Here is a 14,921-nt window from a genome sequence, read left to right on the forward strand (position 1 = left end):
ACGTTGAAAGCAATAGTTAGTTTTAACGTATTCTTAAATGATCCATAAATATGAATTTTTCTCAATATAATCTGCAGTTTATAATAAAATTGTGCACTGTCGTTTTTCTGGTTTTTTGTAGTTTTTCTATTTCTGCACAAGAGAAATATTCAGTAACCGGAAAGGTGAAAATCGAAAATGGAAGTATTGATAATACATTTCTGACAATTTATAAAAATGCAAATAAATTAGAGTCTAAATCCATTCCCAGTAATGGTAAATTCAATTATGAAATGGATTTTGGACATGATTATATGTTCGAATTCTCGAAGGAAGGTTTTGTAACCAAGAAAGTTAGTATTTCCACATTTGTTCCCGAAGACGTATTGAGCAGGGATAGTCAGTTTCCTCCATTTAAGTTTGCAATTGATCTGTTCCCTGCCTATGAAGGATTAGATCTTTCAATCTTTGATCAGCCGATGGCAATGATCATGTACGACAAGGAGTTGGATAATTTTGAATATGATACAGAATATGATGCTCAGATTAGGGAAGCTATCGAGAAGGCCAAAGAAGAGGCAAGAAGACGAGCTGCAGAATTGGAAGCACAGCGACTGGCTAAAGAAAAAGCATATAATGCAGCTATTCAAAAGGGTGATATTAATTTTAGGGGAAAGAAATATGAAGAAGCCAAAATGGCTTACAATGAAGCTTTAGCTGTTAAGGCAGAAGAGCAATATCCAAAATCACAGATTACAAAGATTGATGAATTGCTGGCAGAACTGCAACAGCAAGCTGAAGAAGCGGCGCGATTGGCAGCAGATAAAAAAGCTTTGGATGAGAAATATGCAGCTATCATTACCTTGGCAGATTCTCAATTTGAATCAGGAGATTATCCATCAGCAAAAACATCTTATTCTGATGCCTTGGCATTGAAAGCAGAAGAGCAATATCCAAAATCACAGATTGCTAAGGTTGATGATTTATTGGCAGAACAGCAACGACAGGCTGATGAAGCAGCACGCCTGGCAGCAGATAAAAAAGCTTTGGATGAGAAATATGCAGCTATCATTACCTTGGCAGATTCTCAATTTGAATCAGGAGATTATCCATCAGCAAAAACATCTTATTCTGATGCCTTGGCATTGAAAGCAGAAGAGCAATATCCAAAATCACAGATTGCTAAGGTTGATGATTTATTGGCAGAACAGCAACGACAGGCTGATGAAGCAGCACGCCTGGCAGCAGAGAAGAAAGCTTTAGATGAGAAATATGCAGCTATCATTACCTTGGCAGATTCTCAGTTTGAATCAGGAGATTATCCATCAGCAAAAACTTCTTATTCTGATGCCTTGGCATTGAAAGCAGAGGAACAATATCCAAAATCGCAGATTACAAAGATTGATGAATTGCTGGCAGAACAGCAACGACAGGCTGATGAAGCAGCACGCCTGGCAGCAGAGAAGAAAGCTTTAGATGAGAAATATGCAGCTATCATTACCTTGGCAGATTCTCAATTCGAATCACAAGATTATACTTCAGCGAAAACATCTTATTCTGATGCCTTGGCATTGAAAGCAGAAGAGCAATATCCAAAATCACAGATTGCTAAGATTGATGAATTGCTGGCAGAACAGCAAAGACAGGCTGATGAAGCAGCACGCCTGGCAGCAGAGAAGAAAGCTTTAGATGAGAAATATGCAGCTATCATTACCTTGGCAGATTCTCAGTTTGAATCAGGAGATTATACCTCTGCAAAAACTTCTTATTCTGATGCCTTGGCATTGAAAGCTGAGGAACAATATCCAAAATCACAGATTGCTAAGGTTGATGATTTATTGGCAGAACAGCAAAGACAGGCTGATGAAGCAGCACGCCTGGCAGCAGAGAAGAAAGCTTTAGATGAGAAATATGCAGCTATCATTACCTTGGCAGATTCTCAGTTTGAATCAGGAGATTATCCATCAGCAAAAACTTCTTATTCTGATGCCTTGGCATTGAAAGCAGAGGAACAATATCCAAAATCGCAGATTACAAAGATTGATGAATTGCTGGCAGAACAGCAACAACAGGCTGATGAAGCAGCACGCTTGGCAGCAGAGAAGAAAGCTTTAGATGAGAAATATGCATCCATCATTGCTTTGGCAGATTCTCAGTTCGAATCGGGAGATTATACCTCAGCGAAAACATCTTATTCTGATGCTTTGGCATTGAAAGCTGAGGAACAATATCCAAAATCGCAGATTGCTAAGATTGATGATTTGTTGGCAGAACAGCAACGACAGGCTGATGAAGAAGCACGCTTGGCAGCAGAGAAGAAAGCTTTAGATGAGAAATATGCATCCATTATTGCTTTGGCAGATTCTCAGTTCGAATCACAAGATTATCCATCAGCGAAAACATCTTATTCTGATGCCTTGGCATTGAAAGCAGAGGAACAATATCCAAAATCGCAGATTACAAAGATTGATGAATTGCTGGCAGAACAGCAACGACAGGCTGATGAAGCAGCACGCCTGGCAGCAGAGAAGAAAGCTTTAGATGAGAAATATGCAGCTATCATTACCTTGGCAGATTCTCAATTCGAATCACAAGATTATACTTCAGCGAAAACATCTTATTCTGATGCCTTGGCATTGAAAGCAGAGGAACAATATCCAAAATCGCAGATTACAAAGATCGACGAGTTGTTGGCAGAACAGCAACAACAGGCTGATGAAGCAGCACGCTTGGCAGCAGAGAAAAAAGCTTTGGATGAGAAATATGCAGCTATCATTACCTTGGCAGATTCTCAGTTCGAATCAAAAGATTATACCTCAGCGAAAACTTCTTATTCTGATGCTTTGGCATTGAAAGCTGAAGAGCAATATCCAAAAAAACAGATTGCTAAGATTGATGATTTGTTGGCAAAACAGCAACAACAGGCTGATGAAGAAGCACGCTTGGCAGCAGAGAAGAAAGCCTTGGATGAGAAATATGCTTCTGTTATTGCTATGGCAGACTCTCAGTTTGAAAATCAGGAATACAATTTGTCGCGTGAAAGCTATAAAGATGCGCTAAATATGAAACCTGCTGAGCTGTACCCAAGGGAACAATTAAAGAAGATTTCGGAAATATTTGCTGAGCAAAAGAGACAAGCAGAGGAAGAAGCAAAGCTTTTAGCGGAGAAGCAATTGAATGAGAACAAATATCTGAAATTGATTAAGTCGGCAGATGAATATTTCGAATCAGAAAAGTGGAATTCTGCTTCAAGAGATTATCATGGAGCATTGAAGCTAAAACCAGAAGAACAATATCCACAAAGTAAAATAGATGAAATTGAAGCGATTTTAGCTGAATTGGAAAGAAAAGCGAATGCAAAATCAGAGTTGAAAAATAAGTATGACAAATTAATTGAAATAGCGGATAAGCAATTTACCAATGAGGAGTACGATTTTGCAGTACTGAAATATCAAGAGGCTCTGGACTTAATGCCAAAAGAGTCGTATCCAAAAACTCAAATCAAGAAAATTGAAGTGATTCTGGAACGCAGAGCAATAGCGGAAAGAAAAGAGCAAGAGTTGAATTTAAGATATAGTGAAGAACTGGAAAAGGCAGAGGGTTTCTTCAAAAAAGAACAATTTAGTGTTGCCAGACATCATTACAAAGCAGCATTGGAAATTAAGCCTAAGGAGAAATATCCAAAAGAGAAGTTAGAGGAAATCAATGAAAGATTGCAGGCCTTAAAAAATGCAGAACAAGAAGCAATTGCAAACAATCCAACGAATTTCGAGAAGAAACTTTCTATCATTAAAGAAAGAGAATATGCAGAATTGATTCAAAAGGCGGACAATGCTTTTCAAACCTCTCAATACACGGTTTCGAAAGTGATGTATGAAAGAGCTTTGGGAATGTTTAATAGAGAATATCCGAAGAAACAACTGAAGGAAATTGACAAATTAATTCGAGATGAGAGGAACTCTGCTTTATCGGAAGAATACAAACAGCTGATTGCAAAAGGTGACAAGGAGTTATCTGCGAATCATTATTCGGTTGCCAAATTTTATTACAATAAAGCAATTGCTTTGAACAAAAAGGAGAAATATCCTAAAAATCAACTGAAGAAGATTGATGAGTTGTTGAAATCGAATAAAAACCAGAAGTTGGATAAAGAGTATGAGGAAGTCATTACAAAAGCTGATTCTGCCTTTGATAAAGGAAACTTGACGGTAGCCAGATTTTATTACAAGAAAGCACTTCAATTAAAATCGGGTGAAGATTATCCAAAAGAAAGGCTTAAAATGATTCAATCTAAACGAAGCAAAAAGTAATTTTGTATTTTCATTCTATTTAAGAACACAGTATGGCATTAAACTATCTCTTTATTTTCTTTTTTCTGATTGCCTTTGTTGTAGGTTTAATCAAGCTTATTTTTTGGGGAGACTTGGATGTATTCCCGGCAATGATTGATTCTACTTTTAGCATGGCCAAAACAGGCTTCGATATTTCTCTTGGATTAACGGGCGTATTGACCCTTTGGCTGGGAATCATGAAAATAGGTGAGAATGGTGGAATTGTAAGAGTATTTTCAAGGTTAATAGGGCCATTCTTTAACAAGCTGTTCCCGGAATTGCCTAAGAGTCATCCTGCACATGGTTCAATCATGATGAATCTGGCAGCCAATATGCTGGGATTGGATAATGCGGCCACGCCTCTTGGTTTAAAGGCAATGAAGGAAATGCAGGAAGCCAATCCCGATAAGGATAAAGCTTCGAATGCTCAAATCATGTTCCTGGTTTTAAATACTTCGGGCCTGACGATTATTCCGATTTCCATCATGGTATATCGTGCTCAATTGGGAGCTGCGAATCCATCGGATATATTTATACCAATATTACTGGCGACCTATTTTTCTACCATTGCAGGTTTAATTAGTGTGTCAATCGTGCAAAAAATCAAATTGTGGGACCGAACCATATTGTCTTATTTGGGAGGATTGACTGCCATTATCATTGGAATCATAGCATATTTCTCTAGCCTGGAAAAAGAACAGATTACGACAGTTTCAACGGTTGTAAGTAATGTGTTCCTGTTTGGGATTATTATTTCATTTATTTTATTGGCAGCTAAAAATAAGGTGAATGTATATGAAAGTTTCATCGATGGAGCCAAAGAAGGATTTAATATTGCCATAAAGATCATACCCTATTTGATTGCCATATTGGTTGCAATTGGTGTTTTCAGAGCGTCAGGAACAATGGATCTTTTTGTAGAAGGCATGAGAAGACTTTGCTTGTTACTTTCGGTAGATCCCGATTTTGTTGAAGCCTTACCAACAGCAATGATGAAGCCATTGAGCGGAAGTGGAGCAAGAGGAATGATGGTGGATGCAATGACCACGCATGGGGCAGATAGCTTTGTGGGAAGGTTGGCATCTACATTGCAAGGAGCAACAGATACCACATTTTATATTATTGCAGTTTATTTCGGTGCGGTTGGAATCAAGAATACCAGATATGCGGTTACTTGTGGTTTAATTGCTGATTTTGCAGGAATTATTGCAGCCATATTAATTGCTTATTTGTTCTTTCATTAGAAAATGATTTGACTTACATTTGTTGCTCAAAAAATTGAAAACATGATCACATTTAAAATAGATACAGAATACATCGAACTTATTAAGCTTTTAAAAGCAACCCGTGTGAGTGAAAGTGGGGCACAGGCTAAAATATTTGTAGAAGACGGAATTGTAATGCGAAATGGTGAAGTTGAAACCAGAAAGCGAGCTAAGATTCGTCCAGGTGATAAAATTGAGATATTCGATGAGGTGATTATCGTAGAATAATAATAATGATCGATATAAAAAAAGCGCAAGAACCATTTAAGTTCTTGCGCTTTTTTTAGCTAAAGGCCTATAGCCAAAAGCTAAAAACCATTAATAGAATTCAAGAAAGTTCTTCACTGAATCCAAGTAATATTCCTTCCAACCTTCTACAATCTCTTCATAAGCATCATCAGGAATGTTTGTATGTGTTAATTCAATACGAGTATCTTTTCCAGCCTTTTTCAGGATCATGCTAACAATTGATGGGTTTTCAGTTTCTCCAAAAAACCATTCCTGGACAATCTTATAGTCTTTGACCATCTCCAAATTGCATCCTGAAATATCTCCTTCCCAAAGAGAAAAAACAGTTCCAACTTTATCATCCATTGTGGCAGGGTATCCAGTCCATAATTCAATTTGAAAAGAATTGGTTAAAGCAGTGTAAACTTCTTCCTGACTTGCGCTAATATTAAATTGATAGGTAAATTCTTTCATGAGATTCTGATTTGTGATTGCAAAATTAAGTCAAAATGCTAACAATTCCTTTAGTTAATTGTAATTAATTCAGAAAGCTTAAAAAGCGGGGGAATTTGCTGTAAATGCTGACTTGTATGATTTCAAACATGTTACGATTTAGTAAAATCGATAAGCTTATAGAAAAGTGTAATCTAGAGATTGCAAAATATTTAATCTTAAACAAGTCTAAATAAGAATAAAATTTTATATTTGTATCGATACATTTAAATATGAGTATAAATATTAAACGATAAGTTATATGTCTAGCTTTGAAATTCTAATGCCCAAAATGGGTGAGAGTGTGCAAGAGGCTACTATCACAAAAATGTTCGTGAAACTGAACGATCAGGTTGAAGAAGATGATGTGCTTTTTGAAATTGCAACGGACAAAGTGGATTCAGAAATTCCTTCTCCAGTAGAAGGCAAGATAGTTGAAATTCGCTTTAAAGAGGATGATTTGGTTCCTGTTGGAGAAGTTGTTGCAGTAATTGCAATGGGTGATGCTGATGATGTTGCAGATAGTCCTGTGGAAGAACAAAGTGCCAAGGAAGAGGTGCTTGTTGAAGAAACTGTTGTGGCTGAAGTTGTAGATGATTTTAAATCAGAAAGTGGTCGTTTTTATTCTCCATTGGTGAAGAGTATTGCGAAAAATGAGAATATTTCCATTCACGAATTAGATTCGATTCAAGGAAAAGGTAAGGATGGTAGAGTACAAAAGCAAGATGTATTAAATTACCTATCTCAGAGAAATGGATCAGTTGTTGCTCCTGCTGAGAAAGCAGTACCAGAAGTACAAGCATCAAAACCTGTAGCACAGGAAATCGAAAAGCCAAAAGTTTCCATGTCAGTTGGAGCGCAGGATCAAATTGTGGAGATGGATCGTATGAGAAGAATTATTGCCGATCATATGGTGATGTCGAAGCAAACTTCTCCTCATGTAACCGCCATGGTTGAAGCTGATGTTACCGACATGGTGAATTGGAGAAGTAAAGTAAAGGATGAATTCTTTAAGAAAGAAAAGACCAAATTGACTTTTATGCCAATTATCATTGAAGCAGTTGCAAAATCGCTTCGTGAATTTCCAGGAATCAATGCATCGGTTGATGGATACAATATCATTTTAAAGAAGGATATTAACATTGGAGTAGCTGTTGCATTGCCAAGCAACAATCTAATTGTACCAGTAGTAAAAAATGCTGATCACAAGAACCTGATTGGTTTGGCAAATGATATGAATCAGCTGGCCGATGATGCAAGAAATAATAATTTAAACCCGGATGACATTCAAGGTGGAACATTCACCATTTCGAACTTTGGATCGTTTAAGAATGTAATGGGTACGCCAATTATTAACCAGCCACAGGTAGCGATACTTGCTGTTGGTACCATCGAAAAGAAACCAGCGGTAATGGAAACTCCTGCCGGAGATGTAATTGTACCGCGCCAAAAGATGTTCCTGTCTCTATCATACGATCACAGAGTTGTGGATGGAGCTTTAGGAGGAGCATTCCTAAGAAAAATTGCAGACTACCTGGAAGAATTTGATATCAACAGATCTATTTAATTATGGAAACATTAGAATTAACCTCAGTTGAGAAAGAAAAGAACAAGAAGATGACCGAGACGAAAAAATTTAGTATTAAGAACACTTCCAAAGAATTGTTGGGTCGTTGGTATCATTTAATGACTCTTGGTAGAGCGTTAGACGAAAAGGCACCTAACTATCTGAAGCAGGCGATTGGATGGTCCTATCATGCACCTTATGCAGGACATGATGGAATTCAGTTGGCCATTGGTCAGGTGTTCAACAAAGAAACAGATCATTTATTCCCTTACTATAGAGATATGCTAACCTCAATTTCAGCTGGATTAACAGCCGAAGAGGTAATCTTTAACGGAATTTCGAAAGATACAGATGTTGCAGGTGGTGGACGACACATGTCGAATCACTTTGCAAAACCAGAGTGGAACATTCACAATGTATCATCATGTACGGGAAACCATACGCTGCATGCAGTAGGTGTTGGTCGTGCCATGAAGAAGTACAAGCACGAAGGTGTGGTGTTTAGCTCACAGGGAGAATCATCGGTGTCGGAAGGATACGTGTATGAGGCCATTAATGGAGCAACCAATGAGCAATTGCCTGTTGTTTTTGTTTTTCAGGATAATGGATATGGAATTTCTGTTCCTAAGAAAGATCAAACTGCAAACCGTAAGGTAGCAGACAACTTCAGAGGAATGAAATACCTGAAAATCATTCACTGTAATGGTAAAGATGTGTTTGATTCGATGAACGCAGTATTGGAAGCCAAAGAATATGCCATGGCAAATTCAACTCCTGTTATTGTGCAGGCCAACTGTGTGAGAATGGGTTCACACTCAAACTCAGATCGTCACGAGCTGTATCGCGATAACGCTGAATTGAACTATGTACAGGAGTACGATCCATTGGCGAAGTACCGCAGAATGTTGGTTCGCTACAAGCGATTTACCGAAGAGGAACTTCAGGCCATTGAGGCAGAGGTGAAGCAGGAAGTTAAAAAAGCACACAAAGCAGGTTTAACTGCACCGGATCCTGATCCGGCATCTATTTATGATTTCGTATTGCCTGAAGCCTACGTATCAGAGAAATATCCGGAAGGAACACATGACTTTACAGGGAATGAGAAAAAGCTGATTGAAGGTTTGAACGAAACCCTGAAAGCAGAATTCCGTCACAATCCAGATACATACATTTGGGGACAAGATATCGCCAACAAAGACAAAGGTGGAATCTTCAACGTTTCGAAAGGAATGCAGCAGGAGTTTGGTAAGGAAAGAGTGTTCAATGCTCCGATTGCCGAAGACTTTATCATGGGAACAGCCAATGGTATGAGCCGTTTTAACGATAAGATCAGAGTTGTGGTTGAAGGTGCTGAGTTTGCGGATTACTTCTGGCCGGCAATGGAACAGTTCGTGGATACGACTCACGATTACTGGAGATCGAAAGGTCAGTTCTCACCAAATATTACGGTTCGTTTGGCATCAGGTGGATACATTGGTGGAGGATTGTATCACTCCCAAAATATCGAAGGGGCATTAACAACCTTCCCAGGAGTTCGAATTGTTTATCCATCATATGCGGATGATGCTGCAGGTTTGTTAAGAACCAGCATGCGTTCGAGAGGGATGACGGTATTCATGGAACCAAAGGCTCTGTACAACGATCCTAAGGCAGCCACTCCAGTACCGGAAGATTTCGAAGTACCTTTTGGTAAGGCACGCGTAAGAAGAGAAGGTGCTGATTTGACAATCGTTACATACGGAAACACCACTCACATGTGTGTTGAAGTTGCAGATAAACTGGCAGAAGAATCAGGCAAGCAGGTGGAAGTAATCGATCTTCGTTCTTTAATTCCTTTGGATAAAGAAACGGTATTGAAATCGGTAGCGAAAACTAATAAAGTGCTTGTTGTTCACGAAGACAAAGTATTCTCAGGATTTGGAGCAGAAATCTCAGCAATGATTACTGAAGAGGCATTTGAAAAGTTAGATGCGCCAGTAAAACGTGTGGGATCAACATTTACTCCTGTAGGATTTAATAGAATTCTGGAAAGAGCGATTCTTCCAAACAACGATAAGATTTACGCAGCAGTCAAAGATCTGTTGGATTACTAATTCTTGATTAAAATGTGAAACAAATGAAAAAAATAGGATTATTCTATAGTTTCAATACAATAAAGACAGCGAAGAATGCAGAGAAAATTAAGAATGCATTTGGTGATGCTGCGGATATCGACAAAGTAAATGTTGAAGAAATAGACGAGGAAACATTCCTGAGCTATGACAATATGGTATTGGGTGTTCCAACCTGGTTCGATGGCGAATTGCCAAACTATTGGGATGAGTTTATGCCAGCCATTGAAGACCTGAAACTAAAAGGCAAAACAGTTGCTTTGTTTGGTTTGGGTGATCAGGTTGGGTATCCTGAAAATTTTGTGGATGCCATTGGAATTCTAGCCAATGCTTTGGAAGAAAGAGGAGCAAAAGTGATTGGATTGACATCAACTGAAGGCTTCACATTCGAACGATCGGCAGCTTTGCGTGATGGAAAATTCTTAGGTCTTGCACTGGATATCGAAAATCAGGCTGCATTGAGCAACGATAGAATTAAAGATTGGGTTGAACAGTTGAAAGCGGAATTCAATTAAGCGATAGCAAATAATTAATGAAACGAACATGAATTTTAATATTCTAAAATAAATACACGAGAATGATTAAAATTCATCAAGAGTTCCATCTTGCAAATAAATGCAAATTTTAAAAGATGAAATTAATAGAGGAGACGTACGGTGTTGCGTCTCTTTTTTTGTTTAAACAGCTATTTGCTAATGTTTGTGAAGGTAATAGAAGATAAATTTTTCGGATTTCAAGTTTGTGTTTTATATAAGTAAATTTTATGAATTGTTTTAGTTTAAATGTTTTTATATCTTGTAGTTCCTAAAATCTAATATTACAATCCCTTAATGATGAAAAAACTAAAAGCAATTTTATACTTATGTATCCTAAGTGTATTCATATCATGCGATAAAGATGACTATGTTTCACAAACATTTGTAAGATCGGATTTTGTAGAAGGTAAGGTTAAGATGTATACAAATAATGGTGTAGTAGAGGATAATGAAATAATCAATGATTTTATTGCGAGAAATAACTTCAGATGGATATATGATGAAAATGCACAGTATGATGAGTTTTTTGATTCTGATAAGGACATATTTAATCGGTATGATTTAGAAATTAAATTTAGCTCAGATAATGAAGGTGAAATTGATTGGATTACAGATGGTAAAGAGTTAAGTTATAAATTTCATTTGCAGCGTAAAGAATCTTACACAAACATAAGTATGCATGATACCATCATATACAATACCAATGGTGAATTAGTATTGCCATTGTTAAAATGTGCCCCTGAAGTAATTGAAGAATCTCAACTACCTATAACATCTGGATTTAAGAAATCATTTAAGCTATTTAAAACCTTGCATGTTAAGGAAGTTGATAATGAAATTCATGTTTATCACTGTCTCGTTGCAAATCATTCCTATTATGATGATGCCTTAAGAAGTTTGTCAGTTTATTTAGGAGGTAATAACATGATTAACGAAGACGATCTTCGAGGATTATCCTCAAAAGAAAAATCATGGAAAGATACAGTTGTATATAAAGAAAGCTACATTAGGTTTGTGGTTAAATAAAAATATTATTGCTTTCTACTGCGATGTAATAGTACAAAATTATTAGATTTACCGAATCTACATGGTAATTATGAATTCGGAATTATCTATAATACAAAACAGATCATACAAAGGTCTTTACGAATGCTGGATTTGTTGATACAGCAACACCTCTCTATCTCTAAACAGGGATAGATATAGCCTTGTGTGGCTATTTCCCAATAAAAATGAATTAAATAAAAATTGAAACTCACGCTCATGTTGATGTAGCAGTGGGTTGTATTTTAATGAACCAAACTCAACAATGAACAAACTAACATTACTATTACTTGCCTTTTTGTGCGTATTTGGTGTGCAGGCACAAAAAAGCTTCCAGCTTGAAGATATTACCAACAAAGGAACATTCTATGCCCGATCGGTTTACGGATTAAGATCGATGAAAAGCGGCGAAAGCTATACGGTATTAAAGCAGGGACAAAAAATTGAGCAATATGCCTATGCTACCGGCGAAAAGGAAGAGCTTATTTTTGATTTGAAAGCCTTGAATAAGGAAAATATAAAAGGAATTGATGGTTATCAATTCTCTGCAGACGAAAGAAAGATCTTGATTACAACGAATCGTGAAGACATCTATCGTCATTCATTCTCGGCAGAGTTTTTTGTATATGACAGAGACAAAAAGAGTCTTGAAAAACTATCGGAAGGAAGACAGCAATTGGCAGATTTCTCTCCATCAGGAGAAATGGTTTGTTTCTTTAGAAAGAACAATCTGTTTGTTAAGGATTTGAAATCTGGCAAGGAGACACAGTTTACTTTCGATGGAAAATACAATCACATTATTAATGGTGCGCCAGACTGGGTATACGAAGAGGAGTTCTCGTTTTGGCAGGCATACCAATGGTCGCCTGATGGCAAAAGAATTGCCTACATGCGCTTTGATGAAAGCGAAGTGAAACAGTTCAATATGACTGTGTTTAAAGGCATGAATCCTGAAAAGAAAGCAAACGCACTATATCCTGAAAACTATACTTTCAAATACCCAAAAGCGGGAGAGAAGAATTCGCTAGTAAGCGTTCATGTATACGATTTGGAAAGCAAGAAAACCACTACGGTGGATGTGGGAGAAGAAACCGATCAGTACATTCCAAGAATCAAATGGACACAAGATCCGAAGGTTTTGAGTTTGGTGAGAATGAATCGTCATCAGAATCATTACGAGTTGTTGCTGGCAAATGCTGACAACGGTAAAACCAACTTGTTGTACGAAGAAAAGAACAAGGCTTGGGTTGATGTGAACGATGATTTGACCTTTTTGAAAGACAACAAACACTTTATTGTAACCAGCGAAAAGTCGGGATTCAACCACATCTATTTGTACAATATGAAAGGCGAGTTGGTTCGCCAGGTAACCAAAGGCGATTGGGAAGTGAGCAAGTACCTGGGATATGATGAGGACAAGAAACTGTTCTACTACCAGGCTGCAGCCGTTTCTCCATTGCAAAGAGAAATCTACTCGATAGATATCAAAGGAAAAAGAACTCAGAAGCTGAGCGAGCAAGAAGGAACAAACTCGGCAAAATTCAGCAAGGGATTCAAATACTTTATCAACTATTACTCGGCCAATGGAGTGCCAACCGTAGTAACATTGCACAATGCCAAAGGCAAGTTGATTCGTACCCTGGAAGACAACCAGGATTTGAGAAAGAGATTGCAGGAGTACGAGATTCCAAAGCGTGAGTTCTTCTCGTTCGAAACATCGGAAGGTGTGAAATTGAATGCATGGATGATGAAACCGGTAGGTTTTGATGAGAACAAGGAATATCCTGCATTGTTGCACTTTTATGGCGGACCAGGTTCACAGCAAGTTTTGGATAGATATAAATTTGACTGGTTGGAGTATTTGGCGCAAGAAGGTTTTGTGGTTGTGGTAGTAGATAACCGTGGAACTGGCGGACGCGGAGAGGCATTCAAGAAATGTACCTACATGCAGATTCAGAACCTGGAAGCCATCGACCTGATTGAAACCGGAAAGTACATGGCAAAGCAGCCATTTATTGCTGCCGATAAAATTGGTGTGTATGGATGGAGTTTTGGAGGACAGATGTCTTCGCTTTGTATGTTCCGCGGAGCAGATGTGTTTGCAGCAGGAATTGCGGTGGCACCGGTAACTACCTACCGTTATTACGATAGCATCTACTCGGAACGTTACCTGAGAACACCACAAGAAAATCCGGAAGGATACGATGATTATGCACCAATCAATTTTGCAGATCAGTTAAAAGGAAAGTTCCTGTTGATTCACGGAACATCGGATGATAATGTTCATGTACAGAATACATTGGAATTGTCGGAGGTGTTGGTACAGCACAATAAAAAATTCGAGATGTTCTTGTATACCAATCGCAATCATGGCATTTACGGGGGACAAACCAGATTGCATTTGTTTACCAAGATGGTGGATTTTTTGAAGGAAAACTTGTAACAATTAACAATTAACAATGATCAATTAAGAATTATCAGTTACCAATATTGGAATTGTTGGTAGATCAGATAAATGGGGGGAGGGGCGCTTGATGCGCCTCTTTTTTGTGTAGAGGTTTGTTATTAAAGAATGTGGTCAAGTTAAAGGAATATACCCCAAACCCCTAAAGGTGTGCGCGTCAACTTAATACATATATAAGTTTGATAATCATCGAAGTTGTTTTTGCATTTCAATTTCACCCTTTCGCCTGTCGGCACTTTCCCTGTAAGGGAAAGAGGCTAAGATTCAACGATAGTTCACAATTCAATTTACAGCAGAACCTTTATTTGTTGCGTTCTCCCTTTTCAGGGGAGATGTCCGACAGGACAGAGGGGTGAACTAATTTCCTGAAAATATAAACCTTACGGCTTAGGTTGACGCGTATGCCCTAAAGGGGCTTTTCCTGTGCGTTGTTCCCTACGGGATTCAATTGAGAAAGAAGGTTAGTTATTTTGTTCCTACCTCATCCCCCTGTCGGGACCTTCTCCTCAAGGAGAAGGAATTTAAAATTTGAGGATAGTATAAATATGTTGCAGCCATTTCCCTCTTCTTGAGGAGCAATGTCATTACGTGTAGCCTCGAAGAGGCGTTAGCAATAGAGTGGGGCAACGCCCTACTTTGTAAAATTTGGCAATAAAAGCCCTGAAAGGGCGCAAGCTTACGCCCTTTCAGGGCTAAAGATTTACTGCATATCCAATCAAAGGGCGATGCCCTTTGCTAATGCTTTAAGACTTTCAGCCTTAAATTAATGATATTGCCTTGAGGAGAGGGCTAGGATGAGATGTTTTCACAATATGAAATTTGATCAGAGGTATGTATAAGTAAACCATATATTGTAATATATCAAAAGCAAAGCGTGAAATTATATACAATAGAGAGTAGTTCA

At 38.0% G+C, this 14,921-nt stretch carries 9 protein-coding genes; 8 read left to right on the plus strand and 1 reads right to left on the minus strand.

Annotated features, from left to right (window positions below; translation table 11 throughout):
* Positions 1-50 precede the first annotated feature (50 nt).
* Genes BXY64_RS05230 through BXY64_RS05240 form a run of 3 tightly spaced genes read left to right on the plus strand, consistent with a single transcriptional unit; the run spans position 51 to position 5,803 of the window.
* A complete protein-coding gene (locus tag BXY64_RS05230; RefSeq protein WP_120238864.1) occupies positions 51-4,289 on the plus strand; it encodes a hypothetical protein in 4,239 nt (1,412 codons plus the stop codon).
* A gap of 32 nt (positions 4,290-4,321) precedes the next feature.
* Positions 4,322-5,554: a nucleoside recognition domain-containing protein gene (locus BXY64_RS05235; RefSeq protein WP_120238865.1), complete on the plus strand. Its 1,233-nt coding sequence runs from the start codon at positions 4,322-4,324 to the stop codon at positions 5,552-5,554.
* A 42-nt stretch (positions 5,555-5,596) separates the two neighbouring features.
* Complete coding sequence (locus BXY64_RS05240; protein WP_110363871.1) at positions 5,597-5,803, plus strand: RNA-binding S4 domain-containing protein; 207 nt, start codon at positions 5,597-5,599, stop codon at positions 5,801-5,803.
* A gap of 90 nt (positions 5,804-5,893) precedes the next feature.
* Here BXY64_RS05240 and BXY64_RS05245 read toward each other — a convergent pair whose 3' ends face one another.
* Positions 5,894-6,277, minus strand: a complete 384-nt coding sequence (locus tag BXY64_RS05245; protein WP_120238866.1) for an SRPBCC domain-containing protein — start codon at positions 6,275-6,277, stop codon at positions 5,894-5,896.
* Between the two features lie 280 nt (positions 6,278-6,557).
* Between BXY64_RS05245 and BXY64_RS05250 the strand changes: the two genes are divergently transcribed.
* The 5 genes from BXY64_RS05250 to BXY64_RS05270 all read left to right on the plus strand — a co-directional run bounded on the left by BXY64_RS05250 (position 6,558) and on the right by BXY64_RS05270 (position 13,996).
* Entirely contained in the window at positions 6,558-7,862 is a 1,305-nt protein-coding gene (locus BXY64_RS05250) for a dihydrolipoamide acetyltransferase family protein (protein ID WP_120238867.1), read from the plus strand.
* Between the two features lie 2 nt (positions 7,863-7,864).
* Positions 7,865-9,955 (plus strand): alpha-ketoacid dehydrogenase subunit alpha/beta, encoded by a 2,091-nt coding sequence (locus BXY64_RS05255; protein ID WP_245996597.1) that lies wholly within the window; start codon positions 7,865-7,867, stop codon positions 9,953-9,955.
* A 23-nt stretch (positions 9,956-9,978) separates the two neighbouring features.
* On the plus strand, positions 9,979-10,488 hold the full coding sequence (locus BXY64_RS05260; protein ID WP_120238868.1) for a flavodoxin: 510 nt from the start codon (positions 9,979-9,981) through the stop codon (positions 10,486-10,488).
* Between the two features lie 318 nt (positions 10,489-10,806).
* Positions 10,807-11,535, plus strand: a complete 729-nt coding sequence (locus BXY64_RS05265; RefSeq protein ID WP_147375901.1) for a hypothetical protein — start codon at positions 10,807-10,809, stop codon at positions 11,533-11,535.
* A 283-nt stretch (positions 11,536-11,818) separates the two neighbouring features.
* Positions 11,819-13,996: a S9 family peptidase gene (locus tag BXY64_RS05270; RefSeq protein WP_120238870.1), complete on the plus strand. Its 2,178-nt coding sequence runs from the start codon at positions 11,819-11,821 to the stop codon at positions 13,994-13,996.
* Positions 13,997-14,921: the final 925 nt, after the last annotated feature.

Origin of the sequence: Marinifilum flexuosum (genome assembly GCF_003610555.1) — a bacterium.
In the GTDB taxonomy this organism is placed as follows: domain Bacteria; phylum Bacteroidota; class Bacteroidia; order Bacteroidales; family Marinifilaceae; genus Marinifilum; species Marinifilum flexuosum.

Coding starts and splice junctions, on each gene's coding strand:
- BXY64_RS05230 (WP_120238864.1), top strand. CDS start 51: ATGAATTTTTCTCAATATAATCTGCAGTTTATAATAAAATTGTGCACT.
- BXY64_RS05235 (WP_120238865.1), top strand. CDS start 4,322: ATGGCATTAAACTATCTCTTTATTTTCTTTTTTCTGATTGCCTTTGTT.
- BXY64_RS05240 (WP_110363871.1), top strand. CDS start 5,597: ATGATCACATTTAAAATAGATACAGAATACATCGAACTTATTAAGCTT.
- BXY64_RS05245 (WP_120238866.1), bottom strand. CDS start 6,277: ATGAAAGAATTTACCTATCAATTTAATATTAGCGCAAGTCAGGAAGAA.
- BXY64_RS05250 (WP_120238867.1), top strand. CDS start 6,558: ATGTCTAGCTTTGAAATTCTAATGCCCAAAATGGGTGAGAGTGTGCAA.
- BXY64_RS05255 (WP_245996597.1), top strand. CDS start 7,865: ATGGAAACATTAGAATTAACCTCAGTTGAGAAAGAAAAGAACAAGAAG.
- BXY64_RS05260 (WP_120238868.1), top strand. CDS start 9,979: ATGAAAAAAATAGGATTATTCTATAGTTTCAATACAATAAAGACAGCG.
- BXY64_RS05265 (WP_147375901.1), top strand. CDS start 10,807: ATGAAAAAACTAAAAGCAATTTTATACTTATGTATCCTAAGTGTATTC.
- BXY64_RS05270 (WP_120238870.1), top strand. CDS start 11,819: ATGAACAAACTAACATTACTATTACTTGCCTTTTTGTGCGTATTTGGT.